This window comes from Aeromonas sp. QDB03, from assembly GCF_027707985.1.
Taxonomy (GTDB): Bacteria; Pseudomonadota; Gammaproteobacteria; order Enterobacterales; family Aeromonadaceae; genus Aeromonas; species Aeromonas hydrophila.
On record NZ_JAPCJG010000001.1, the window covers coordinates 20607 to 45694 of the forward strand.

19 protein-coding genes and 1 tRNA gene are annotated in these 25088 nt (G+C 58.8%); 13 read left to right on the forward strand and 7 right to left on the reverse strand.

Going from position 1 to position 25088, the window contains the following annotated elements:
* The first annotated feature begins 126 nt into the window (after positions 1-126).
* Positions 127-214 (forward strand) — tRNA-Ser (locus PG900_RS00095).
* Positions 215-287: 73 nt separating this feature from the next.
* On the opposite strand, the gene PG900_RS00100 is transcribed toward PG900_RS00095, so the two are convergent.
* Both PG900_RS00100 and PG900_RS00105 read right to left on the reverse strand, forming a co-directional pair.
* Positions 288-1502 carry an MFS transporter gene (locus PG900_RS00100; RefSeq protein ID WP_270830644.1) on the reverse strand — a complete coding sequence of 405 codons (1215 nt, stop codon included), beginning with the start codon at positions 1500-1502 and terminating at the stop codon, positions 288-290.
* 85 nt (positions 1503-1587) lie between these two features.
* Entirely contained in the window at positions 1588-2367 is a 780-nt protein-coding gene (locus PG900_RS00105) for a COG4705 family protein (RefSeq protein WP_011706486.1), read from the reverse strand.
* 380 nt (positions 2368-2747) lie between these two features.
* Between PG900_RS00105 and PG900_RS00110 the strand changes: the two genes are divergently transcribed.
* From PG900_RS00110 to PG900_RS00130, 5 genes are all read left to right on the forward strand, one after another.
* On the forward strand, positions 2748-4373 hold the full coding sequence (locus PG900_RS00110) for an MCR-3-related phosphoethanolamine--lipid A transferase (protein ID WP_223951351.1): 1626 nt from the start codon (positions 2748-2750) through the stop codon (positions 4371-4373).
* Positions 4374-4496: 123 nt separating this feature from the next.
* Complete coding sequence (locus PG900_RS00115) at positions 4497-4841, forward strand: hypothetical protein (protein ID WP_270830645.1); 345 nt, start codon at positions 4497-4499, stop codon at positions 4839-4841.
* Between the two features lie 9 nt (positions 4842-4850).
* On the forward strand, positions 4851-7400 hold the full coding sequence (gene mprF / locus PG900_RS00120; protein WP_270830646.1) for a bifunctional lysylphosphatidylglycerol flippase/synthetase MprF: 2550 nt from the start codon (positions 4851-4853) through the stop codon (positions 7398-7400).
* A 9-nt stretch (positions 7401-7409) separates the two neighbouring features.
* Entirely contained in the window at positions 7410-8093 is a 684-nt protein-coding gene (locus tag PG900_RS00125) for an AcvB/VirJ family lysyl-phosphatidylglycerol hydrolase (protein ID WP_270830647.1), read from the forward strand.
* 160 nt (positions 8094-8253) lie between these two features.
* Positions 8254-9807: a methyl-accepting chemotaxis protein gene (locus tag PG900_RS00130; protein WP_270830648.1), complete on the forward strand. Its 1554-nt coding sequence runs from the start codon at positions 8254-8256 to the stop codon at positions 9805-9807.
* A 68-nt stretch (positions 9808-9875) separates the two neighbouring features.
* Here PG900_RS00130 and PG900_RS00135 read toward each other — a convergent pair whose 3' ends face one another.
* Positions 9876-11459: a GGDEF domain-containing protein gene (locus PG900_RS00135; protein ID WP_270830649.1), complete on the reverse strand. Its 1584-nt coding sequence runs from the start codon at positions 11457-11459 to the stop codon at positions 9876-9878.
* Positions 11460-11545: 86 nt separating this feature from the next.
* On the opposite strand from PG900_RS00135, the gene PG900_RS00140 reads away from it, so the two are divergent.
* The 6 genes from PG900_RS00140 to maiA all read left to right on the forward strand — a co-directional run bounded on the left by PG900_RS00140 (position 11546) and on the right by maiA (position 17132).
* On the forward strand, positions 11546-12205 hold the full coding sequence (locus PG900_RS00140) for a TIGR01621 family pseudouridine synthase (protein WP_042066717.1): 660 nt from the start codon (positions 11546-11548) through the stop codon (positions 12203-12205).
* Positions 12202-12870, forward strand: a complete 669-nt coding sequence (locus PG900_RS00145; RefSeq protein ID WP_270830650.1) for an HAD family hydrolase — start codon at positions 12202-12204, stop codon at positions 12868-12870. The genes PG900_RS00140 and PG900_RS00145 overlap by 4 nt, the downstream gene beginning before the upstream one ends.
* Before the next feature lie 235 nt (positions 12871-13105).
* On the forward strand, positions 13106-14203 hold the full coding sequence (hppD, locus tag PG900_RS00150) for a 4-hydroxyphenylpyruvate dioxygenase (protein WP_017408053.1): 1098 nt from the start codon (positions 13106-13108) through the stop codon (positions 14201-14203).
* A 47-nt stretch (positions 14204-14250) separates the two neighbouring features.
* Positions 14251-15411, forward strand: a complete 1161-nt coding sequence (locus PG900_RS00155; RefSeq protein WP_011706477.1) for a homogentisate 1,2-dioxygenase — start codon at positions 14251-14253, stop codon at positions 15409-15411.
* An 11-nt stretch (positions 15412-15422) separates the two neighbouring features.
* Complete coding sequence (locus PG900_RS00160) at positions 15423-16421, forward strand: fumarylacetoacetate hydrolase family protein (RefSeq protein ID WP_029302746.1); 999 nt, start codon at positions 15423-15425, stop codon at positions 16419-16421.
* Between the two features lie 72 nt (positions 16422-16493).
* Positions 16494-17132, forward strand: coding sequence for a maleylacetoacetate isomerase (gene maiA / locus PG900_RS00165; protein ID WP_043119137.1), 639 nt, complete (start codon positions 16494-16496; stop codon positions 17130-17132).
* A gap of 78 nt (positions 17133-17210) precedes the next feature.
* Here the strand turns inward: maiA and PG900_RS00170 are convergent, their stop codons facing one another.
* The 4 genes from PG900_RS00170 to PG900_RS00185 all read right to left on the reverse strand — a co-directional run bounded on the left by PG900_RS00170 (position 17211) and on the right by PG900_RS00185 (position 20861).
* Entirely contained in the window at positions 17211-17834 is a 624-nt protein-coding gene (locus tag PG900_RS00170) for a glutathione S-transferase family protein (protein WP_264098546.1), read from the reverse strand.
* A 120-nt stretch (positions 17835-17954) separates the two neighbouring features.
* Complete coding sequence (locus PG900_RS00175; protein ID WP_166463911.1) at positions 17955-18455, reverse strand: thioredoxin family protein; 501 nt, start codon at positions 18453-18455, stop codon at positions 17955-17957.
* Between the two features lie 179 nt (positions 18456-18634).
* Positions 18635-20299: an asparagine synthase B gene (gene asnB, locus PG900_RS00180; RefSeq protein WP_270830651.1), complete on the reverse strand. Its 1665-nt coding sequence runs from the start codon at positions 20297-20299 to the stop codon at positions 18635-18637.
* Between the two features lie 193 nt (positions 20300-20492).
* Positions 20493-20861, reverse strand: coding sequence for a cupin domain-containing protein (locus PG900_RS00185; RefSeq protein ID WP_270830652.1), 369 nt, complete (start codon positions 20859-20861; stop codon positions 20493-20495).
* A 396-nt stretch (positions 20862-21257) separates the two neighbouring features.
* On the opposite strand from PG900_RS00185, the gene PG900_RS00190 reads away from it, so the two are divergent.
* Positions 21258-25040: a hypothetical protein gene (locus PG900_RS00190; RefSeq protein ID WP_270830653.1), complete on the forward strand. Its 3783-nt coding sequence runs from the start codon at positions 21258-21260 to the stop codon at positions 25038-25040.
* Positions 25041-25088 lie beyond the last annotated feature (48 nt).

The following is a 25088-nucleotide window of genomic DNA, read 5'->3' on the forward strand; positions in this document are numbered from 1 at the left end:
TATGCACTGAATGTCGGGATGACGAGCGCTGATTTCAAGCCCCACCCCAGCCTGTTGCCCCCTACTATCCCAAATCAAATATGTATTGCATATGAACAAGGGGCTGACGTAGTATGCACGCCGTTCGGAGGGGTGGCAGAGCGGCTGAATGCACCGGTCTTGAAAACCGGCGATGGGCGACCATCCGTGGGTTCAAATCCCACCTCCTCCGCCATCTTCAGAAAAGCCCCCGGCAACCAACTTGGTTGCCGGGGGCTTTTTGCTATCCGGCCGCCGGTGTTTTCGGGTCATGGCGTCGTGGTGGATGGCGGCGGCTGGTATTTGCTGAGTACCAGCAGGGTGAGCAGGCAGCAGGCGGCGCCGGCGTAGAAGGTGAAGGCGGGGCCCAGATTGTCCCATAGCAGGCCGGCCAGCAGGCTGGCCAGCAACATGGCGAGGCCGCAGACGAGGTTGAAGAAGCCAAACGCGCTGCCGCGCAGATCCGCCGGGGCCGTGGCGGCCACCATGGCAGCCAGCAGCCCCTGGGTCATTCCCATGTGAATGCCCCACAGCATCATCCCTGCCAGCAGCACGCTCCAGTGGGTGCTGGCCGCCAGCACCAGATCGGCGGCAATCAGCACCAGCAACCCCCAGATCAGCAGGGTGCGGTGACTCATGCGATCCGAGAGGCGGCCGAACGGGTAGGCGCTGAGGGCATAGATCAGATTCATCGCCACCATGACCAGCGGTACCAGTGCCAGCGCCATGCCGCTTTGCTGGGCACGCAGCACCAGAAAGGCTTCGCTGAAGCGGGCCAGGGTAAACAGGGCGCCGATCAGCAGCGCCCAGCGATAGGGTTTACCCAGCCGGCGCAGGTTGTCGCGTCGCAGGGGGTTGCGGCGCTCGCGCCCATCGCTCTCTTTGGGTTCACGCAGGCCGATGGCGAGCAGGGTGACCGAGGCCAGCCCGGGAATGACCGCCAGCCAGAAGATGGCGCGAAAATCATCGTGCCAGAGCAGCATCAATCCGACGGCCAGCAGTGGCCCCAGCAGGGCACCGACCGTGTCGAGGGACTGGCGCAGGCCAAAGGCGGCGCCGCGCAGCTCAAGGGGGGTGAGGTCGGCCACCAGGGCATCGCGGGGGGCGCCCCGAATGCCTTTGCCAATTCTGTCCAGCAGGCGGGCGGTCAGTATCAACCCGCTGCCAGTGGCGATGGCGAACAGCGGCTTGGTCAGGGCTCCCAGCCCGTAACCCAGCAAAGCCAGCCCCTTTCGTCTCCCCAGATAGTCGCTCAAGGTGCCGGAGAAGACCTTGACCATCAGTGCCGTGGCCTCCGCCATCCCTTCGATGAGCCCGATGGTGAGGGCGCTGCTGCCGAGCACCGTCACCATGAACAGGGGCAGCAGGCTGTGGATCATCTCGGACGAGATGTCCATCAGCAGGCTGACGAAGCCCAGCACCCAGACCCCGCGCGGGATCTGGCGGGAGGGGGGGGCCGGGTCTTGTCTGTTGCCTGTCGTCATCGGGGGGAGCCTTGCCTTGCATCAATTCCCACAGAGCATAGTCAGCCCGGCGACCCAGAGGCGGCCGGGCTGGCTGGCTACGTGATTACTGTTCAATATCGAGCTCAGCCCGAACCGGTTGCCGGTTGCGCAGGGTCGAGATCAGCACCAGCGCTGCGATGGCGGCCAGCAGGGTGAAGGAGGCGGAGTAACGACTCAGCTCCAGCCCGCCCTTGCTGAGCGGCTTGTCCAGAAAATCCCCCACCACGGCTCCCAGCGGCCTGGTCAGAATGAAGGCGGCCCAGAACAGCAGGGTCCGCGACACCCGGGTCAGGTAGTAGGTAGCGACGATGGCGGCCAGCATGCCGCCGAACAGCACGGCGCTGCCTGCATAACCAAAGCCGGCCTCGTCTGCGGTCCAGTCACCCAGTGCGGTGCCCAGCGTCTGGGAGAACATGATGGTGACCCAGTAGAACAGCTCGGTGCGCGGGGTGGTAATGCTGCCGGTGGAGATGCTGCCCTGCAGCCGATACCAGAGCAGGAAGGAGCCCATCAGCAAGGCCAGCAGCAGGGTGGAACCACCGGCATAGCCCAGCCCGAGCGAGCGATCGGCAAAGTCTGCCAGGGTGGTGCCGACCGTGGTGGTGGCGATGATGGTGGTCCAGTAAAGGAGGGGGTTATAGGAGGTTGCCGCGATCTGCGCGCTGACCGACACGAAAAAGATCACGGCAAAGATGGCCGTGCTCACCAGATAACCGAGTTCCATCGACATGGAGACGGCGTCACCCCCCGTCTCCCCCAGGGTGGTCGCCAGAATCTTGATGACCCAGAACGCCAGGGTGATCTCTGGCACCTTGCTGATTGCTGCGCTGTTGCTGTTGTGCATGTTAACCCTCTCTCGCATCTGTCGTGTGACGAGGACTCGTCAGGGAACAGCCTCGCCGAGCAGTCTTAAGCAAAACTTAAGGACGAGCGGCCGTCTTGAAAAAGAGTGGTGCGAGCGCCAGGCGGGGAGGTGAGTCGTATATTAATGGCTGTTTTTTGAGCGACTGCATAACACGGGTATCTTAATTTTTCCTTAAGTATCGTCGGCTAGGCTGTCAGTTTGCTGATGATTGTTGATATACATCACATTATTGAAGATATTTGAAAATAGTATATTTGGTGTTTTCAGCACGCTGTTACTATCCGGCGCCAAATATCGGCGTGTCGACTCTGGTTCGGCTATTTCGACGTGTAATAAAGAAGCGTAACAGGGAGATATGCATGCCTTCTTTTCTTAGAATAAGAATTGTTCCATTTATTTTGTTGTTGGCATTTATCTTTGCCTTCTTGCTCAACTGGCCAGTCCTGCTGCATTTTTATGAGATATTGACGCAGCTTGAGCATTTTAAAATCGGGTTTGCCATCTCCATTCCCATCGTATTGGTAGCGGCATTGAACTTTGTATTCATGCCATTTTCTGTGCGTTATTTCATCAAGCCTTTCTTTGCTTTTCTGTTTATCACCGGTGCCATTGCCAGCTACACCATGATGAAATACAAGGTGCTGTTTGATGGCGACATGATCCAGAACATCTTTGAGACCAACCAGAGCGAGGCTTACTCCTACCTGAGCGTACCCATCGTGGTCTGGGTATTGCTGGCCGGAGTGCTGCCGGCAGTACTGCTGTTTTTCGTCAAGATAGAGTATCCGGCCAAATGGTATCAGGGCCTGTTGCAGCGCGGGCTCTCCATGCTGGCCTCGCTGGCGGTATTGGGGCTCATCGCCGCAGTCTACTATCAGGACTATGCCTCGGTCGGGCGCAACAACCAGACCCTGAACCGTGAGATCACGCCGGCCAACTACATGTACAGCACCACCAAGTATCTCTACAAACGCTATCTGGCGGAGCCGGTACCGTTCCAGCGCATGGGCGATGACGCCAAGCGGGTGGCCGGCAAGGAGAAGCCGACCATGATGTTCCTGGTGGTGGGGGAGACGGCGCGCGGCAAGAACTTCTCCATGAACGGCTATCACAAGGAGACCAACCCCTTCACCAGCAAGCAGGCGGGGATCATCTCCTTCAACGACGTGCGCTCCTGCGGTACGGCAACGGCGGTCTCGGTACCCTGCATGTTCTCCAACATGGGGCGCAACCAGTTCGACGGCAACCAGGCCCGCAACAGCGAAGGGCTGCTGGATGTGCTGCAAAAGAGCGGTATCTCCATCTTCTGGAAGGAGAATGACGGCGGCTGCAAGGGCGTGTGCGATCGGGTACCGAACATGGTGGTCAAGCCCAAGGATCACCCCAAGTTCTGCGACAAGAACACCTGCTATGACGAGGTGGTGCTGGAGGGGCTGGACGACGAGCTGGCCGGCATGAAGGGGGACAAGCTGGTGGGCTTCCACCTCATCGGCAGCCATGGCCCGACCTATTACAAGCGTTATCCGGGGTCGCATCGCCATTTCCTGCCGGATTGCCAGCGCAGCGATATCGAAAACTGCACCGATCAGGAGTTGGAGAATACCTACGACAACACTATTCGCTACACCGATTTTGTGATTGCCAGCATGATCGAACGGCTGAAAAAATATGAAGACAAATACAACACGGCGCTGATCTATATTTCCGACCATGGCGAGTCACTGGGGGCATTGGGGCTCTATCTGCACGGTACCCCTTACAAGTTTGCGCCGGATGATCAGACCCGGGTGCCCATGCAGGTGTGGATGTCGCCCGGTTTCTCCAAAGAGAAGGGAATGAATCTCGATTGTCTGCAGCAGAAGGCAGCCAATACCCGTTATTCCCACGACAACCTGTTCTCGTCCATGCTGGGGATCTGGGATGTGAATACGGCGGTATATGACCAGCAGCTGGATATCTTCAGCCAGTGTCGCAGCGTGCAGTAACGCCATATTGAGATAAAGGGGAGCCTGGCTCCCCTTTTTATTTGGGCGTAGCCTGATGATGACCCGTGAGCGGCTTGCCAGCCTGACCAGATGGGTCGGGTAAACCCCGTTATCTGGTGTATGATGTCACTGCTCATTAATTGTGCTGCGCGCCAGCGGGATGTGGCGGAGCTGACCGCCAGGGTAAGCGGCGAATTAATCTGCCGGCAGCTGAGTAATTTTATTTCGGGGGCAAGGCTCGTCTTTTGCAAAAAAGTCGATATAAAGTGGGATGCCATGCTGGGCGGGGGCATTTTCCGGGCAGCCAGGGCCAAATTGGCCATGTCATCAGTGCCGACCGTTCGCCGCCCACGGCCCATAAAACATCTATTTGAAGGCCAAGGCGCGAAGGAGTGCAGTCTGCGTTTCTCGCTGCGGGTGGCCATGTTCAGCAACGTGACGCGCATGGCCATGGCCTCGCGTCGGTAGGGATCGGCAATGCGGCGTCATCTGTTTATCTGGTTAGGCCCGTTATGTAGCTTGTTGTTGTTGGGGGCGGCGCTGGCCGTGCTCTATCGTCTGACTCACCTCTGGCACTGGCACGACATTCGGCTGGCCATCTGGTCTTTGCCGCTGCCGCTGCTGGGTGGGGCCCTGTTGCTGACCCTGCTCAGCTATGCCTGCCTCTGCTGCTACGACATGCTGGCGGTGCACGCCCTCGGCAAGCGGCTGCCCTGGCAGCAGGTGGGGGTCACCTCGTTCATCGCCTACACCTTCTCCAACACCCTGGGTTTCGCCCTGCTGACCGGCTCGTCGGTGCGCTATCGCATCTACTCGTCGCTGGGGCTCGGCACCGGGGAGGTGGCCAGGATCATCGTCTTCTGCTCGGTGACCTTCTTCCTCGGCCTGCTGGCATGGGGGGGCACGGCCCTGCTGGTGGGGCAGGCCACCACCTTGCTGCCGGACTGGCCGCTGTGGGCCGATCAGCTGCTCAACGTGGCGGGCGCTCTGGCACTCTTGGCGGTGCTTGGCTACCTGTTCTGGCCAAAGCCCGCGCTGGTCTGGCGCGGCCACGAGCTGGTGTTGCCGGTATTCAGAACCCGGCTGCTGCAACTGCTGGTGGCGCTGCTGGACTGGATGGCTGCTGCCGCCGTGCTCTATGTGCTGTTGCCGGCGGACAGCGTCTCCTATCCGGTGCTGCTCAGTGCCTTCGTGCTGGCCAGCTTCCTCGGGGTGCTGGCCCATGTGCCCGGCGGGATCGGGGTGTTCGAGGCGAGCATGAGCCTGCTGCTGGCCAAATACCTGCCGGTGGACAAGCTCTTGGCCTCCCTGCTGCTCTATCGCTGCATCTACTATGTGCTGCCTTTCCTGTGCGCCCTGCTGCTGTTCACCAGCCAGGAGCTGCTGCAGCAGAAGGCGCGCTGGAGCCGGTTGCAGGGCATCATGACCGCGGTACGCGAGTTCCTGCCGGCGCTGATCAGTCTGGGGGCGTTCGCGGCGGGCAGCCTGCTGCTTTGCTCGGGGATGATCCCCACCATGCGCGGGCGCATCGAGATGTTCCTGCAGGTATTGCCGTTGCACCTGCTGGAGCTCTCCCATGTGCTTGGCAGCGTCAGCGGCGTGCTGCTGATCCTGCTGGCCCGCAGCCTCTACCGGCGCCACGATGCGGCGTTTCGCATCACCCAGCTGCTGCTGGGGCTGGGGATGATCTTCTCCCTGCTCAAGGGGTTCGACTGGGAGTCGGCCCTGCTGCTCGGGCTGTTCCTGCTCATCATCACTCCCTGCCGCTCACTGTTCTATCGCAAGGGCTCCCTGCTGCACGCCCAGTTCACCCCGGGCTGGCTCATCTCGGTGGGGGCCGTGCTGCTGGGGGCGCTCTGGCTGCTGCTCTTCTCCTACCGCCAGGTGGAGTATGACCACGCCCTCTGGTTCCACTTCTCGCCCCATGGCGCCGCCTCCCGCGGGCTGCGGGCCATGGGCAGCGTGGTGGCCGTGCTGGCCGTGGTCGGGGTAGCCCAGCTGCTGGCACCGCTGCGGGTCTCCGGGCGCAAGCCGGAAACAGAGGAGCTGGCTCGCGCCCATGCCCTGGTGCTGCGGGAGGGAGGTGGTCATGGCTACCTGGCCCAGCTTGGCGACAAGTCGCTGCTGTTTCATCCCGGCGGCGAGGCGTTTTTGATGTACGGCGTTGAGGGCAATGGCTGGATCGTGATGGGGGATCCCATCGGTCAGCCTGAGCTTATCGAGGAGCTGCTCTGGCAGTTTCGTGAGCTGTGCGATCAGCACGATGCCAGCCCGGTGTTCTACCAGGTGTCGGCCCGCTATCTGCCGCTCTATCTGGAGCTGGGCCTGATCCCGTTCAAGTTGGGGGAGGAGGCCATTGTCGATCTGGCAGCCTTCGAGCTGGCCGGCAGCCGGCTGCGCAACCTGCGCCAGAGCCATGCCAAGGGCAAGCGGGAGGGGTTGTCGTTCGAGGTGGTGGCGCCTGAATGCGTGCCTGCACTGTTGCCGCGCCTCAAAGAGGTGTCGGACACCTGGCTGCAGAGCAAACAGGGCAAGGAGAAGGGCTTCTCGGTGGGCAGCTTTGAGCCCGCCTACCTCAGCCTGAGCCCGGCTGCGCTGGTGCGTCACGAGGGGCAGATCGTCGGTTTTGCCAACCTCTGGGTCAGCCATAACAAGGAGAGCCTCTCCATCGATCTGATGCGCTACAGCCTGGACACGGGCACGGCGCCCATCATGGACTTCCTGTTCGTCGAGCTGCTGCTGTGGGGCAAGGCCGAGGGCTACGCCAGCTTCAACCTCGGCATGGCGCCCATGTCCGGTTTCAACGATCACCCCCTGAGCGGCTACTGGACCCGGCTTGGCAACACCATCTTCACCCGGGGCAGCCGTTTCTACAATTTCCAGGGGCTCAGACGCTACAAGGAGAAGTTCTCGCCGGACTGGGAGCCGCGCTACCTGCTCTGTACCAGCAAGCTGGTGCTGCCGAGGGTGCTGACCAACCTGATATCTCTGATCAGTCGAGGCCCGTTCGGGCTCATCAAAAAATAGGAGTCGGCCATGAAAATCCTGTTATTGCTGCTGGCGTGCTGCGCCTTTTCGCTCTCTGCCGCGCCGGTGAAAGAGGAGTTGGGGCTGGTGGAGCTGCCGGTGGCGCAAGCCTCAAGTGCCCCCATGGTGGTGTTCATGAGCGGTGATGGCGGCTGGGCCGCGCTGGACAAGGGGCTCAGCGCCCAGCTGCAGCAGCACGGCATGCCGGTGGTGGGCTGGAGCTCGCTCACCTACTACTGGAAGAAGAAGGATCCACAGCAGGTCACCGCCGATCTGGTGCGGATCCTGGATGATTACCAGTCCCGCTGGGGGCGTCAGCGCTGGCTGTTGGTGGGCTTCTCCTTTGGTGCCGAAATCGTGCCCTTCGTCATCAACCGGTTGCCCGAGCCTTATCGCAAGAGCCTGATCGGGGCCGTGATGCTCTCACCCTCGACCGCCTCCGACTTCGAGATCCACGTCAGCGACATGGTGACCCACGACAAGGCGGGCAGCTATCCCACCCAGCCCGAGGTCAACGCCATCCACACCCTGCCGATGCTCTGCGTGCAGGGGGCGGATGACGATTCACCGGTGCGGCTCTGTCCCCGTCTGCAGCAGCCCAACGTGACCACGGTGACCCTGCCCGGTTCACACCATTTCGAGGATGACTATCCGGTGCTGTTCAAGACCATTGCCAGCCATCTTTCACTGTAATAAATATCGCGGGTCGGCAGGAAATATTGATTTAAATCAATGATTATTTCCTGCCGACCCGATCCGTTTTCGCCCCGTCAGAATCTTTTTGCATTGACCTTTACAGGTGCTGATTGCTTCCCAACACTCTACTGAGCAACAACGTAAGAGTGGGGGCTACATGCGCGAACAAAAAGGCCATCTTGTTGATCAGGAAGTGGATTTCGCAGCTGATGAACAGCTGGTGTCCACCACGGATCTGCGGGGCGTGATCACCTACGCCAATGACAACTTCTGCCGGGTCGCCGGTTACAGCCAGGCCGAGCTGGTGGGGCAGCACCACAACATGGTGCGCCATCCCGACATGCCCAAGGCGGCATTTGCCGACTTGTGGGGCAAACTCAAGCAGGGCCAGCCATGGCGCGGCATGGTGAAGAACCGTTGCCAGGATGGTCGTTATTACTGGGTGGATGCCTACGTCACCCCCATCTTCGAGCAGGGCAAGATCAGCGGCTATCAGTCGGTGCGCTGCCGTGCCGATCCGCAGATGAAGCAGATCGCAGCCCGCACCTATGCGCGGCTGCGGGCGGCGGAGCAGGGCGGTGGCAAGCCCAGGATTTCGCTGGCGCGGCTGCGCCACGGGGTCGCGGTGGCCGGGTTGCTGGCGCTGGGCTGGCTCGGCACCGTGCAACTGGGTGGCTGGGCCGCGCTTTACATGGCGCTGCCGCTGATCTTGCTGGGGCTGCTCTATCGCCACGAGCTCATCACCACTCCCCGTTACCTGCAGCAACTGGCCGGCGAGTACGACAGCCTGACCCGGCTCATCTACTCTGGCCAGGAGCCAAGTGCCATTGCCGACTTTCACATCAAGCTGCTGCAGGCCCGCATCCGCACCGTGCTCGGCCGGGTGGATGATGCCACTCACGCCCTGCAGGATCTGGCGGTGCACCTGAAGAGCGCCTCCAGCGAGGCGAGCTCGGACATCGCCGAGCAGGATGCCCAGACCCAGCAGATGGCGGCCGCCATCACCGAGATGGCGAGCACGGCCCAGGAGATCGCCCGCAACATCCAGGATACCAACAGCCAGATTGCCGAGGCCAAGGCCCACTGCCAGCACACGGATCAGCAGTTGATCGAGACCGAGCACAAGATCACCGATCTGGCGAAGGAGGCGGAGCACGCCTTTGCCTCGGCGGTGGCGCTGGCCAGCGAGTCGGATCGAATCGGGGTGTTGATGGGGGAAATTCAGGGCATTGCCGATCAGACCAACCTGCTGGCACTCAACGCCGCCATCGAGGCGGCCCGGGCCGGCGAACAGGGGCGCGGCTTTGCGGTGGTGGCGGACGAGGTACGCACCCTGTCTACCCGCACCCACAAGGCGACCGAACAGATCCAGAGCAGCATCGGCCAGATCCAGCGCACCCTGAACGGCTGGAAGGGGATGATGCAGAACAACCTGCAACAGACTCAGGCCTGCGTAGCGATGACCCGGATGGGGTCAGACAGCCTGCATCAGGTATTGACGGAGATCGAGCTGGTGATGGACTTCTCGGCCCAGATCTCGGCGGCGGCGGAGGAGCAGCAGGCGGTGGTGGAGAACATCAGCCAGAACGTCAACCTCATCTCTCAGCACTCCCATGCCAACAGCAGCAAGATGCACGATGTGGACGAGTCGAGCGAGATCCTGCTGACCAAGGCCAGACAGCTCAAGTCCCTGGGGCAGACCTTCGGCTAGTCGCCGCTGCCATCCATACAACAACAAGGCCACCCGCGGGTGGCCTTGTTGTTGTATGGGGCTTGGGGTCAGCCTGGGGGCGCTGCCAGCGGAGCCCCCTTGTCCTGGTACATGGCGCGATCGGCCTGGATCAGCCACTGCTCGGGGCGCCAGCCCGGCTGGTACTGGCTGATGCCGACGCTGATGCCGACCGCCAGCGGAACTCCTTCCACCTCGAATGGCGACTGCATGGTGACCCTGATCTGCTCGGCGATGGCGTCGGCCTGCGCCTGATCATGGCCCGGCAACAGCAGCACGAATTCGTCGCCGGCCAGCCTGGCGAAGAAGTGCTGTGGCCCGAGGCTGCGGCTGATCCGCTCAGCCAGCTGGCAGAGGAGGGCATCGCCGTGGCTGTGGCCGAAGTTGTCGTTGACCTGCTTGAAGTCGTCGAGATCGCAAAACAGCAGGCAGCCGGGGGCCGGGCCCTTGATTTGGGCATCGAGCCGCTCCATCAGGCTCAGCCGGTTGGGCAGGCCGGTGAGGGGGTCGCGGCGGGCGAGCTGCCAGATCTCCTCCTCCCGCTGGCGGCGCAGGGCGATTTCGCGATTGAGCCGCTGATTGCACATCAATAGATAGAGGGCCAGCAGCAGGATCAGCACGCAGGCCGCCAGGCTCAGCAGGAACCAGGGACGCCAGAAGATCCACTGCTCGGAAGGGGCCTGATAGAGAAACTCGTGCAAGGAGACCGGTTTGGACACCAGCCCGATCTCGACCAGCTGTTGCATGATGTGGGCCATGCGATCGGAATTCATATACCCGATCTCCACATAGAGCGGCTGGATCATCTCCTTGCTCACCTGCAGCTCGTACTCCATGTGGGCCTGACTGCGGTTGACGCCATACTCCTTGCGCAGCAGGGCGATGGCCTCCTGCGGGTGGGCGAGGGCGTAGCGCCAGCCCGCCAGGCTTGCGGCCCGAAACCGGGCTACTCGATCCGGATGGGCGCGCTCCTGTGCCTGGGTGGTGAACAGGATGTCGCTGTAGAAATCGATGCCGTAGTTGCGCGGATTGATGACGGAGACGGGGATGCCGCGCTCCTCCAGATAGAAGGGCTCGTTGCTGAGGTAGGCGTTGAAGATATCGACCCGGCCCTCGATGAGATCCTCGATGTTGACCGAGGTGGGCAGCGGAATGAGCTGGTGCTCATTGAGCCCCTGATAGAAGAGAGTGGCCAGCAGTTCGGCGTCCTGATGGGCCGAAAACATCATGATCCGTTTGCCACGCATGTCGTCAACGGTGAGAATGCCGCTGTCACGGCGAGCGAGAAAGATGGACGGGGAGTGCTGATAGACGCTGGCAAGCGCCAACAGCGGCTGGCCGCTGGCGTAGCTGGTGAGCACCTCGGTGTTGCCGACCCCGAAGTCGGCCCGCCCGCTCAGCACCTCTTCTACCGGGCTGATGTCCTTGCCGCCGGGCCGTATCTCGACGTCCAGCCCGGCACTGGCATAAAAGCCCTTGGCCTTGGCCATGTGATAGCCAACGAACTGGGGCTGATGCAGCCAGCGCAGCTGGAGTACGACCCGCTCCGGCGCTTCAAGGGTGGATTCGCTGGCCCGCAGGGGAACAGCATGACTGATGCCAATCAGCAGCAGCCAAAGCAGGTATCTCTTCATCCGTGCGAGTCTTGTTTTGAGTGTTCATGGGGTGCGACCCCGCAGGGTCATGTTCTTGTAATTAAAAACATTCTAAAGGGTTATTGATGTACCGGATACTAGCGCAGCACAAAGATTTCATGGTTATCAACAAGGGGCCCGGGCTCGGCATGCATGACGAGACCGACGAGGCCGGCCTGCTCCATCCGGGCCTGGTCAGTCGGGTCAAGGCCGACACCGGTCTGCTGCTCTATCCGGTGCATCGGCTCGACAAGATGACCTCCGGGCTGGTGCTCTTGGCGCGCACCACCGAGGCCAACCGGGCCCTCAGCATGGCCTTTGCCGCGCGGGAAGTGAGCAAGCAGTATCTGGCCCTCTCCGATCGCAAGCCCAAGAAGAAGCAGGGTTGGGTGAAGGGGGACATGCAGAAGGGACGGGGTGGCAGCTGGATGCTGGCGCGCAGCCAGGACAACCCGGCCATCAGCTGGTTCGACTCCGTCTCGGTGCGCGAGGGCTTGCGGCTCTACCGGATCAAGCCCAGAACCGGCAAGACCCACCAGATCCGGGTCGCCCTCAAAAGCGTTGGGGCGCCGATCCTCGGCGATGAGCGCTACGGCGGCACGGCGGCCGATCGCGGCTATCTGCACGCCTGGCGCCTCGCGTTCACCCTGGCGGGGGAGGCGTTCGACTTCGTCTGCCCGCCGGACGAAGGCACGCTGTTTGTGCTGCCTGAGTTGCACGCCGCCATCGCGGGGCTGGCCGAATGAAGGGGGCAACAGTACCAGGCGTGCCGGATCTGCCCGCCAGCGGCTGGATCCTGGCGGATTTTGACGACACCCTGGCGCCGGATGACAGCCATGCCGGGCTGCTGCGTTTCATCCTGCGTCGTCGCATCTGGCCGCTGCTGCTGTGGCCGGTGATGGCGCTGGGCGGGCTGGTCTATCTGCTGCCAAGCCAGCGCCGGCGCGGCATTTCACTGATCTGGTGGGCCATCACCCTCGGGCTGTCGCCGCTGGGGTGGCGACGCCTGGTGCGGGCCTATTGCCGTACCCGGCCTGGACTGTTTCGTGAGGCGCGCGCCCTGCTGCTGGCCGAAGGGCAGCGCTGCTGGGTGCTCTCCGCCAGCCCTCGCGCCCTGGTGCGGGGCCAGCTGCATCAGCAACTGCCCGGCCATCTGCCCCATCGCATTCTGGGGTCGCGGATGCACTATCGCCTCGGCGGCCTGATGCCGCGTTTTTACTGCCACGGCCGCCACAAGATCCTGCCCGGGAGCCACGCCCTCGGCGCCACCCTGGCCCTGAGCGACAGCCTGCACGACTTGCCGCTGCTGGCAGAGGGGCAGGCGGCCTGGCTCATCAATCCCACCCCGGCGCGGCTGCAACAGGCGCGGCAGGCATTGCCCCGCATCGAGCCCAGATACTGGTCCCTGTAAGGCAAAGCTGACAGCCTTGCGGGGCGCCACCGAGCGCGCCACAAGGCTGCGGCCTGAATGTCACAATCTATTTACATTTTTTGGCCATCCCCCCCGGCAAACTATCTGAACGCCGCCTCTTCTCTTCCGCCGCGCCGCCACCTCTAATGAAACAAGTTGTTAACAATGCTGGTGCGGCTGCCCGCAGCCCCCGGTATGACCCTCTTCGTTATCAGTCAATCGCAAGGAGCGCATCATGACGACCACTTCTTCTGCCCGTACTCACACCATCAATCCGCTCGGCACCGATGGTTTCGAATTCGTCGAGTACACGGCGCCGGATGCCAAAGGGATTGCTGCCCTCAAGGCGCTGTTCGTCTCACTGGGCTTTGCCGAGGTGGCGCAGCACAAACACAAGCAGTGCTGGCTCTACCGCCAGGGGGACATCAACTTCGTGGTCAATGCTGAGCCCCACTCCCAGGCCGAGCAGTTTGCCAGCCTGCACGGGCCGAGCGTCTGCGGCATGGCGTTTCGGGTGAGCGATGCAGGCAAGGCCCAGCAGTACGCCATCGGCAAGGGTGCCAAGCCTTTCGTCGGCAAGATTGGCCCCATGGAGCTCAACATCCCCGCCATCTACGGCATCGGCGAGAGCACCCTCTCCTTTGTCGATCGCTACGGCGACAAGGGCTCCATCTATGACGTGGACTTCGTCTTCTATCCCGACTGGCAGGCACGCATGGCCGAGGTGGATGCCGGGCTGTACGAGATTGACCACCTGACCCACAACGTGCAGCGCGGCAACATGGATGTCTGGTCCAATTTCTACGAGCGGATCGGCAACTTTCGCGAGATCCGCTACTTCGACATCGAGGGCAAGCTGACCGGGCTCCATTCCCGTGCCATGACGGCCCCCTGTGGCAAAATTCGCATTCCCATCAATGAATCCTCCGACGACAAGTCCCAGATCGAGGAGTACCTGCGTCAGTACAAGGGGGAGGGGATCCAGCACATCGCCATGGCGTCGAGCGACATCTACCACACCATCCGTACCCTGCGTGGCCGTGGCACCGGCTTTATGCCGACCCCGGACACCTACTACGAGAAGGTGGACAGCCGGGTCGAGGGGCACCAGGAGGATCTGGCGGCGCTCAAAGAGCTGCGCATCCTCATCGACGGCTCCCCCACCAAGGACGGCATCCTGCTGCAGATCTTCACCGACACCGTCATTGGCCCGGTGTTCTTCGAGATCATCCAGCGCAAGGGCAACGAAGGCTTTGGTGAGGGCAACTTCCAGGCACTCTTCGAATCCATCGAGCTGGATCAGATCCGCCGCGGGGTGCTCAATGATGCGTAACGGGAACCGCCACGGGCGGGTTGGTTGTCAAGCAAGGGAGGTTGGTGATGCGCAACTGGATTAACTTTCCCCACCGGGAGGGGACACACTCCCGCCAGGCTCATGCCGACCTGCCCGAGCAGGCCATCTATGAGCGCGAACTGGGCCGCTCCGGCTTTTTCGGGCCGGCCACTCACATGCACCACAAGCATGCCCCCACCGACTGGGTCAACTGGGAGGGGCCGCTGCGCCCACGCCTGTTTGATCTCAACGCCCTCGGCGAGGAGGTGAGCTCCCTCTCCCCCTGGGTGATGCCGGATATTCTCAGCAACCCCCACTGCCGCTACCGCATCTGGCGCCTGCATGAGCCCATGCCGTTTCTGGTGCGCAACGCCGATGGCGACGAGCTCCTGTTCATCCACGAGGGAAGCGGTGAGTTCTACTGCGATTACGGTCACCTAACCTTGCGCGATGGCGACTACCTGGTGATCCCCCGCGGCACCATGTGGCGCATCGAGCCGACGGCGCCCCTGTTCATCCTGATGATCGAGGCGACCAACGACAGCTACCAGCTGCCGGACAAGGGGTTGGTGGGCAATCACGCCATCTTCGATCCGGCGGCGTTGGACGTGCCGGCCATCAACGAGCGCTTCCTGGCCCAGCAGGATGAGAATCCCTGGTCGCTGCAGGTCAAGCGTCACAACCAGGTGTCGGTCATCACCTGGCCGTTCAACCCGCTGGATGCGCAAGGGTGGCACGGGGACTTGTGCGTGGTACGCCTCAACTGGCGGGATATCCGCCCGCTGATGAGCCACCGCTACCACCTGCCGCCGTCGGCGCACTCCACCTTTGTGGCGAGCCGGTTCGTGGTCTGCACCTTCGTGCCGCGCCCCATCGAGAGCGATCCCGGCGCCCTCAAGGTGCCCTTCTACCACAGCAACGACGACTACGACGAGGTGCTCTTCTACCACGCCGGGGATTTCTTCAGTCGGGACAACATCGAGCGGGGCATGGTCACCTTCCACCCCGCCGGTTTTACCCACGGCCCCCATCCCAAGGCGTTTGCGGCGGGTCAGGCCTACGCCAAGAAGTTCACCGACGAGGTGGCGGTGATGCTCGATACCCGCGATGCGCTCAACGTCGGCAGCCTGTGTGACGGGGTGGAGAACCCGCGTTACGTCACCAGCTGGTTGCGCCCGGAACTCACGCCAGCCACGAACGGCAAATAAGAGGAATCCCTATGAAACTGGCAACCCTGAACAATGGCAAACGGGACGGCGCCCTGGTGGTGGTGAGTCGCGATCTGAGCCGCGCGGTGCGCGTGCCGCAGCTGGCCGCCACCCTGCAGGCGGCCCTCGACGAGTGGGCCGAGCTTGCGCCCAAACTGACCGCCGTCTATCAGCAGCTCAACGATGGTGCCTGCGCCGACGCCTTCCCGTTCGACGAGACGGCCTGTCTCTCCCCGCTGCCGCGCGCCTACCAGTGGGCCGACGGCAGCGCCTATGTCAACCACGTGGAGCTGGTGCGCAAGGCCCGCGGCGCCGAGATGCCAGAGAGCTTCTGGCACGATCCCCTGATCTATCAGGGGGGCTCGGACAGCTTCCTGCCGCCCCGTGGCACCATCCCGATGGGGTCGGAGGAGTGGGGCATCGATTTCGAGTCGGAGATCGCCGTCATCACCGACGACGTGCCGATGGGCACCAGCCCGCAGGCGGCCGCTGGCCACATCAAGCTGCTGATGCTGGTCAACGACGTGAGCCTGCGCAACCTCATCCCGGGGGAGCTGGCCAAGGGCTTTGGCTTCTTCCAGTCCAAGCCCTCCAGCAGCTTCTCGCCGCTGGCCATCACCCCGGACGAGCTGGGGGATGACTGGCGCGACGGCAAAGTGCATCTGCCCCTCGAAACCCACCTCAACGGCGCCCTGTTCGGGGCCCCCGATGCCGGGGTGGACATGACCTTCAACTTTTATGAGCTGATCGCCCACGCCGCCAAGACCCGGCCGCTCGGGGCGGGCTGCATCATCGGTTCGGGTACCGTCTCCAACTACGACAGAAGCCGCGGCTCATCCTGCCTCGCCGAGCTGCGAATGCTGGAAATTATCGAGTCAGGTCAAGCCACTACACCCTTTCTGCGCTTTGGTGATACAGTGTCCATCGCGATGCAGGATCGCAACGGGATGAGTCTGTTTGGCACCATTTTGCAGCGGGTCACGCCGGCGGGGGCCAGTCAGACGAAGTGAGGGGCCAGCATGGATACGAGGCCGGCTGGTGAGCGGCAGGTGCCCTTGCACCTGCCAACACAGGGACAGATTATGTTGCAGTTGTTTGGATATTGGCGTTCATCGGCAAGTTATCGGGTACGGATCGTGATGCAGCTCAAGGGGCTCGATTATGAGCAGCATCCGGTCAATCTGCGGCAGGGCGAGCAGCGCGAGAAGGCCTACCGTCGGCTCAACCCCCAGGGGCTGGTGCCGTTTCTGGTGGATGGCGAGGTGCAGGTGGGTCAGTCGGTGGCCATCATGGAGTACCTCGACGAAACCTATCCCGCCCACCCGCTGATGCCATCGGCCCCGCAGGAGCGGGCCCGGGTACGCCAGATCGTCAACATGATCGCCTGCGACATCCACCCCCTCAACAACCTGCGGGTGCTCAACTATCTGGAGCAGTCGCTGGGGCAGGGCAAGGCACACCGCGACGAGTGGTATCGCCACTGGATTGACGAGACCTTCGCCGCGCTGGAGCAACTGCTGATGACCACCGCCGGCATCTATTGCGTCGGCAACGAGGTGACCCTGGCGGACTGCATGCTGGTGCCCCAGGTCTACAACGCTCGCCGCTACGACATGTCGCTGGAAGACTACCCCACCATCAATCGCATCGTCGCCAACTGCGAGCAGCTGCAGGCGTTTATCAAGGCCGCGCCAGAGCAGCAGCCGGACGCCCAGCCCTGACATACGGCAGGTCGGGCCCGGTCATCCCGGCCCGGCCTGCCGTGTTCACTCTGCCAACACCCTCCCTTCCCGTTCGCCTCAGGGCGTTCCGTTGCATCCATGGCGCCGAAAGCCGGGCCGCTCGCCCAGGCGCTGGTAGTAGTCGTTCACGGCCGGCAGCAGCGGACGATCATAGGGCGTCTCCAGCCAGCGGTTGACCGACAGCCCGATGGGAATGTCAGCCAGCGAGAAGTGGGGGCCGGCCACATATCCCCCCGCTGCTTGAAGCTGTCTCTCCAGGATCCCCATGCAGTGAGACCACTGCAGGCAAGTTGCGTGAAGGGCCTGATGGTCTTGATGCTGGGGGGAGCGCCGCACCAGCGACAGGAAGGCGTAGCGCCAGGCGCTGTTCAAGTCCGATGCCTGCCAGTCAATCCATTGATCGACCCGGGCCCTTGCTCTCGCCTCGACGGGATAGAGCGCGTTGTCGCCGTAGCGCGCCGCCAGATAGCGGATGATGGTGTTCGACTCCCACAGGGTGAAGTCGTCATCCTGAATGACCGGCACCATGGCATTGGGGTTGAGCGCAAGAAACGCCGGGGTGTCCGTCGGCTTGAAGCCGGCACCCCACTCCTCCAGCTCGAACGGGAGATCCAGCTCGGCGCAGGTCCACAGCACCTTGCGCACATTGATGGAGGAGGCTTTGCCCAGTATCCGTAACATCTTGTCGTCCTTGTCGGGGGGATGGCCGGCTTGCCGCAGGCCTACACCCCCTGCTTGCACGGCCATCGAGGCCCAGCACCGTCACCGCCGTGCTGAGCCCTGATTGCATCGATTGGCGAGTCAGCCGTGGGTGGTCTTGGGCTGGAAGAAGGCAATGAACTTGCCGAATTTCTCCCCGTCGTAGCTGTCACCCTTCTCCAGCAGCCCGGTGTTGAAGGATTCCAGCAGCTTGCCCTTGGCATCCAGCACGTAGAAGTGGGGCACCCCCAGATACTCGGGATAACCGTTGAGGAAGGATTCGTTCTTGTTCTGCTTGCTGACGTTTACCTTGACTACCACGAAGGTGCGGTTGAGCTGGCCGGCAAGATCGGGTTTTTGGTCCAGAAAGTGGTTCATCTCCTGGCACCAACTGCACCACTCGCCGCCCACCAGCAGCAGGACTTTCTTGCCCTCGGCACTGGCCTTGGCGGTGGCGGCGGCGAGATCGCGTGCCGGGTCCCGCTGCTCGTCATAGCCCTGGCTGTAATCGGGCAGGGTCTGGCTCCAGAGGTGGCCGGCGCTGTACGCCTCGCCATGAAACAGGGCGGTGCCAAGCACCAGCGGCAATAGCAGTCGGTTCATCACGTGCTCCTTGTGTTGTTGTGGTTGCTTCCAAGCCGCAACAATGTGACACGAGCGAGCCTGGCCGCCAAGGGCGAGATGGGCCCTTGTTATGCAAAAAGCGGGAATGGGTCGGCGGGAAAAAACCAAGCCCCTCGCAGGAGGGGCTTGGTATTCAGGCAAGGAAGGTCGCCGGCAGATCAGTAACCCTGCTGGTGGACGTCCATCACGGCGCGGCCGGAGGGGTCGGCCATCTCCTTGAACTTGGCATCCCACTCCAGCGCGGTCGGGGTGGAGCAGGCGACCGACTTGCCGTAGGGCACGGTGCGGGCGGCGGACTCCAGCGGGAAGTGCTCGTCAAAGATGGCGCGGTAGAAGTAGGCCTCCTTGGTGAGCGGGGTGTTGATGGGGAAGCGGAAGGCCGCCGCCTCGAACATCTGATCCGTCACCTCTTCCTCGACCATGGCTTTGAGGCTGTCGATCCACGAATAGCCCACGCCGTCGGAGAACTGCTCCTTCTGGCGCCACGCCACTTCGTGGGGCAGCAGATCCTCGAACGCTTCGCGCAGGATGTGCTTCTCGATCTTGCCCTTGCCGCACATCTTGTCGGCAGGCTGCAGGCGCATAGCCACGTCCATGAACTCCTTGTCGAGGAAGGGCACACGACCCTCCACCCCCCAGGCGGCCATCGACTTGTTGGCGCGCAGGCAGTCATAGAGGTGCAAAGAGGCGAGCTTGCGCACGTTCTCTTCGTGGAACTCGCGAGCGTTGGGTGCCTTGTGGAAGTAGAGGTAGCCGCCGAACAGCTCGTCGGAGCCTTCGCCGGAGAGCACCATCTTGATCCCCATTGCCTTGATGTAGCGGGCCATCAGGTACATGGGCGTGGAGGCGCGGATGGTGGTGACGTCATAGGTCTCGAGGTGATAGATGACGTCCCGCAGGGCATCCAGTCCCTCCTGCACGGTGAAGTGGATCTGGTGGTGGATGGTGCCGAGGTGATCGGCCACCTTGCGGGCGGCGGCGAGATCCGGCGAGCCTTCCAGGCCGACGGCGAAGGAGTGCAGCTGGGGCCACCAGGCTTCGCTCTTGCCATCGTCTTCAACCCGACGGGCGGCATAGAGCTTGGTGATGGCGGAGATGACGGACGAATCCAGCCCGCCGGAGAGCAGCACGCCGTAGGGCACGTCGCACATCAGCTGGCGCTTGACCGCCGCTTCCAGCGCGGCTTTGAGCTCGGCCTTGTCGCTGACGTTGTGCTCGACCGCGCCGTACTCCATCCAGTCGCGTTTGTACCAAGTTTTAAGCTCACCATCCTTGCTCCACAGGTAGTGTCCCGGTGGGAAGGTTTCGACGCTCTTGCAGACCGGTACCAGCGCTTTCATCTCGGAGGCGACGTAGAAGTTGCCGTGCTCGTCGCGGCCGGTATAGAGGGGGATGATCCCCATGTGGTCGCGACCAATCAGGTAGGCATCCTGCTCGGCGTCATAGAGGATGAAGGCGAAGATGCCGTTCAGATCATCCAGAAACGCCGGGCCCTTCTCCTTGTAGAGGGCCAGCAGCACCTCACAGTCGGAGTGGGTCTGGAACTGGAAGTCGACCTTGAGGTTCTTCTCCAGCTCCTTGTGGTTGTAGATCTCGCCGTTGACGGCCAGCACGTGGGTGCGCTCGGGGTTGTAGAGCGGCTGGGCGCCGTTGCCCGGATCGACGATGGCCAGGCGCTCGTGCACCAGAATGGCTTTGTCGGAGCTGTAGACGCCGGACCAGTCAGGACCGCGGTGGCGCAATCGCTTGGACATCTCCAGCGCCGATTTGCGCAGCGCGGCCGCATCGGATTTGATGTCCAGAATGCCGAAAATAGAACACATTGGCGGTAATCCTCTTGATTTTTATATGAGCCCCCCACGTTCGGGCTCGAAATTCCATTTACATTCCTCGCCAATCACAATGCCTAGTGCAAAAACCTTTTGCAAGCGGGAAAACCGCAGAAAATCATGCCGTATACGTCAACCCGGTCGGCCTGAAAAAAGAGGGTTGCAGGGGCCCAGGTTGACGCAGACGTCAAGCCGCGGCGGGCTCGAAGATCACGTAGAGCTTGCGGCAGGGGGTGAGAGTCTCCCACTCCCCGACAAAGCCGGCCGGGATGACGAACTGATCGCCGGGCTTGAGGGGCAGCCTGCCGCCCTGGCCGTCGTGGATCACCGCCTCGCCCTCCAGCAGCTGGCAGTATTCGTGCTCGGTGTAGTGGATGGCCCAGCGGCCGGGCTCGCAAGCCCAGAAGCCGACGTGAAACTGCTGGCTCGGGTCGGAGTAGTGGTTCCATACCGTCTGGCGCGGATTGCCGGCGCGCAGGAGCTCGGGGGCGGGCATCAGCGGGGTGGGGGCCGCCTCGTGGCGGTCGAGCAGGATCCAGTCGTTGAGGGTCTTCATGGTGCCTCCTTGGCAAGGTGTCGGATCTCACAACTATTGAGATCACTTATCTAAGCAAAAACAGTCACTTACAGAGGACTGGTGTACACGAGAAATCTCGTAGACGTTGGGATGAACTTAAAAAAACCTCACAAAACAAGAAATTCTCTATTTTTCAAGTAAAACCAATGAAATCAATGTTATGCAAATCGACAATCAATATTGCATGCTTTGATTGATATTCCTATTGGTTTTAAACCTCTCTGTTAGATGAACTAACACATGAAAATATGTTTCAATAGGTGTGACACAATCTCCAACGAATACAGAAGTCATGCCATTCCCAGACGTTAAAAGCCCAGTACATGCGCTTTTTGGCAAGATGGCATTAACGACCATATAGAAGGAATAAATTAAGTGGGGAAAAAATCTAGGGAAAAGAAGGAGCGCAGACTATCACGTCTTGTTGATGAAAATAATTTATTTCTGCGTGATATTCCCAAACTCTATGGAATGATAGCTGGTGAAATGGATAATGGACGCTCGTTCAATCAGTGCCTTGAAGACACACGGGAGCTATTTCTTAAATATAAGCTTCTTGATGTCGCTATCGCATTGAGCACTTCAGAAAATTGGCCGGCTAATACAGGCAGCCCTATAAAGCATATTTTTGCTTGGCGTGTTCTGCTAGAGATAAAAAAAGATCCTCAAGAAGGAATCCCGATAGAAAATTACAAAGCATTCAAGTCCTTTACAGAGGAACTCTATGCTGTATGGCCAGAATTCCCAATGCTTGAGGATTTCCACCCTGAGGCTGACTGGGGTCAAACCAAAACTTTTCTTTCCCAAGAATTCGTTCCAATGTTTTATGGAAGTTGCATTGAACGTACCCCCGATTTTGTGGAAGCATTTCGTATCACTTATGCTCAATCCTCTAAAGCTCAAGCTCACATGGATCTCGCTGTAGCTCAGCAAGCTCAGCTCATAAAATCAATGCCAACCATTGGCCTAACCACTATAGCTGAAGCTCAGTGTGCTCATGTCGAGACACCCCCCCAAGACTTCTGGTTAGCCTTCAGTGCCACAGCTCAACAAATTGGTGAAGACATTGCGGAATGGCGAGCTAAAGCGGGAAATGAGTTAGATGCCCACTTTGGTATTCTTAAAAACTCACCGACATGGGATTCATTTACAGATCAAGTTATGCAAGGAGAAGCGCTTCCCTTCCTTGCTGTCGAATGTGAGGGTTACTGGCTCCCAATGTCAATCCGTAGCGCCCCTGGGCTAATAATTGATCATTGGGCAAAGAAGAATATTACCGGAGTAACTACCCACACACATAAAAAGCTTGCTCAGTATATTGCAGAGCGGTTTGAATACACAATAATGGGTCCTTTAACTCTATTAGTTGGTAATACCGATTACACAGATCTTCCGATAAGTTGCATAATCTCTGCCGAGTCAGGGATATACCTTATCTGTGCATGCGATCACGAATCGATTGATCGTTTATCAGATGTTGCAGACAGCGCATACGCAAATATGAAGCTTGGTGCACCAATAAATTTTCGCCTTTTCAATGGCCCAACACTAAGACGATCAGGCGGTGAGGCTGGACCAAGAGCAGATGAAATTCACATCATATTTGTTGTTACCCAAGCAGGAACTGCATTTGGCTCAATTCTAACACCATCTAAACCTACTCGGTTGTTGCCATTAGCAGATTTCATCACCATTTTTGATAGCCTAGATGATCTCGAAGAATTAAATCGTTACTGGAAGTTTGTTGATGCACAAGGACGCTCTATCACACCCTTTTCTCGTGGAGCTGCAGATCTATTCGCATCATTCAAAGATACACATGGTGTGCTTATTGATGGAGCTATATCTCCTACAATTATTGGACTAGATCCACACTGGGGAACATCTTGGCGCTTCAAAACACTATCAGACTTCTGGTCAAAAGCCCCTAAAATATTTCCAGATAACTCTTCTGGCTGGAGATTGGAGCCTTCGACAGAAGGTGTAATAAGACTTTTATCCAGACATTCTAAAACCATTGCATATTCAACATCCATTGGTTCTTGTACATTTCAATCTTTGATGACGCTTTCCAAAAATTTATCTGTTGAAGATGCTCGTCTTATTGATCTCTTCATTCAAATTATTGCAGATTGTAGTTATCGTTGTAGAGATTTATTTTTAGACATACCTCTTTTATTAAAGTCACATGTTCTCTTTATATGCAGCTTAGATCCATCAAGCACGATTGATATGGAAAGTGAGCCACTTCCATTAGATGGATTTCCGCATATAGTAACTGCGGTAAAAAAACTAGAAAAAAATGCATTTCATTTGAGAGTTAATGCCCAGGCATTGCTCTCTGGGTTAAATTCAGCTAAAAATGGGTCATTTGAAGTTCGTTGTTTACTAGAGACGCTAACAATATGCCATGCCACTTGTGGCCTTGATCTACCTAGAGATTTACCTAACCGGTTGTCTCACTTAGAATCCAAACCTGCTCGATTTCATTTAAGAGTCATGGCTCGCAATGTTGATGTCCCTGAGCATGTAGATCCAATTATTCCTTCACCTACCGATAACAAGCTGGCTCGTAAACAATTAGCTACAGAAATTATGGCTCTTGGGTTAATCCCTGGACGCTATGAATTATCAGAAGCCAAGGCCAGGATTGATCCTGCGGCTACTCGTCTCCGGCTTCATATAGAAAATCGTCTCGGGTCACTCGACAGAAATCAACTTATTAAAGTCTTGATAGAACAACATGATGCTCTGTTAATCGCGGAAAGAATGAAAATCCAACGAGCTCGTCAAAGCCTTGCTCATTCTGTCGAATATGATCGGTTAGATGCGGTTGAAGATGCCCGTAAAGAGTTCGGCACTACAGCTCGTCACTATCGATATCTACTAGAAAAGACCGTTAACTCAAAAACGAATGGTGCAGATGAAATCACAGATAATATCTTACGTCAGTTAATTGGTTTAGTTGATTGGTACATGGTACTGGCCGGTGCAAGCGATATTCTGCACAATGGTATTGATGTTGGCGGCGTTGAGATAGATGAAACCTATGTTCCCGAGGTTTTTTACTCCGGAGATTTCGATGAGAAGAACGCATTATTTGCACGGGAATATGCTAAGTCAAGGTTAGGTGTGGATGATAATGATGAGGATGCTGTAGAAGGAGAATCGGATTATTTACTGTCTTCAGAAACGCTAAAAAATGCTTTCAAAACAGATTTAGGATTTGATTTATATAATATGCTAACATCACTAGCCTTTTTATCGCAAGCTCAGCGACATGGTTTCAGTGATAAACTTTCATTATCTTACACAGCGACGCCAGCTGATATTGCCAAAAGTATAGCTAGCAATATAGAAGGTATTGAGCTTACAGAAGCGGAAAGAATTGTTTCCTTTCTCACACTATCTGAAATCGGTGTACGCAGGCTTTCCGGCCGAGAAGTTGATGAGGGTGATATACCATATTGGGAACGTAATAAGCGAATTCATAGATATACTATTAGACCTCTAATATGCCATGGAATAAATTTACGTTGGGGAGCTGAAACAGCTAGCCGGGCAATGAATTTGTGGATGTCGGCTGTACGAGATGGCTACCTCCCTGCTGATTTTAATTGGCCAAATGTTGAACCAGTTATCCGCAAGATCAAAGAGAGTATTGAGAAAAGACTCGAACTTCGAACTGAAGAAATATTTCTTCGCCATACCCCATTCGTCATACGTGGCATTGATTTCTTTAGGCGCTTTAAGGGTGAAAAATTCGAGGATGTAGGCGACTTTGATGTTTTTGCATACTGGCCAGATAAAAATATAATTGTGACGATAGAGTGTAAATACAATCAACCAACATATACACTCAAGGATGGTCGTCGCCTAAGAGATCGGATATTTGGCAAAGCTGAGAATGACAAAGCAGGACAGTTCAGTAAAATCCAGCGGCGTAGGAAATTTCTAGAGAAACATCGCACTAAGTTGCTTGACCTACTCGGCTGGCCTCAATCAAAGCAACCAATATCAAGAGATGTAGAGCTCTACGTGAGCCGTGATGTGTATTACTGGATGATTCACCCACCTTACTCAATCCCAACTAAATTTATTCGAGTAAATGCTTTGGACACATGGATAAAAGCTGAACTACTCACTGCAGACGAATAAGTGCTGGTTGATAAGAAAGGTGGGCAATATGCCCCCTTATTTACGGCT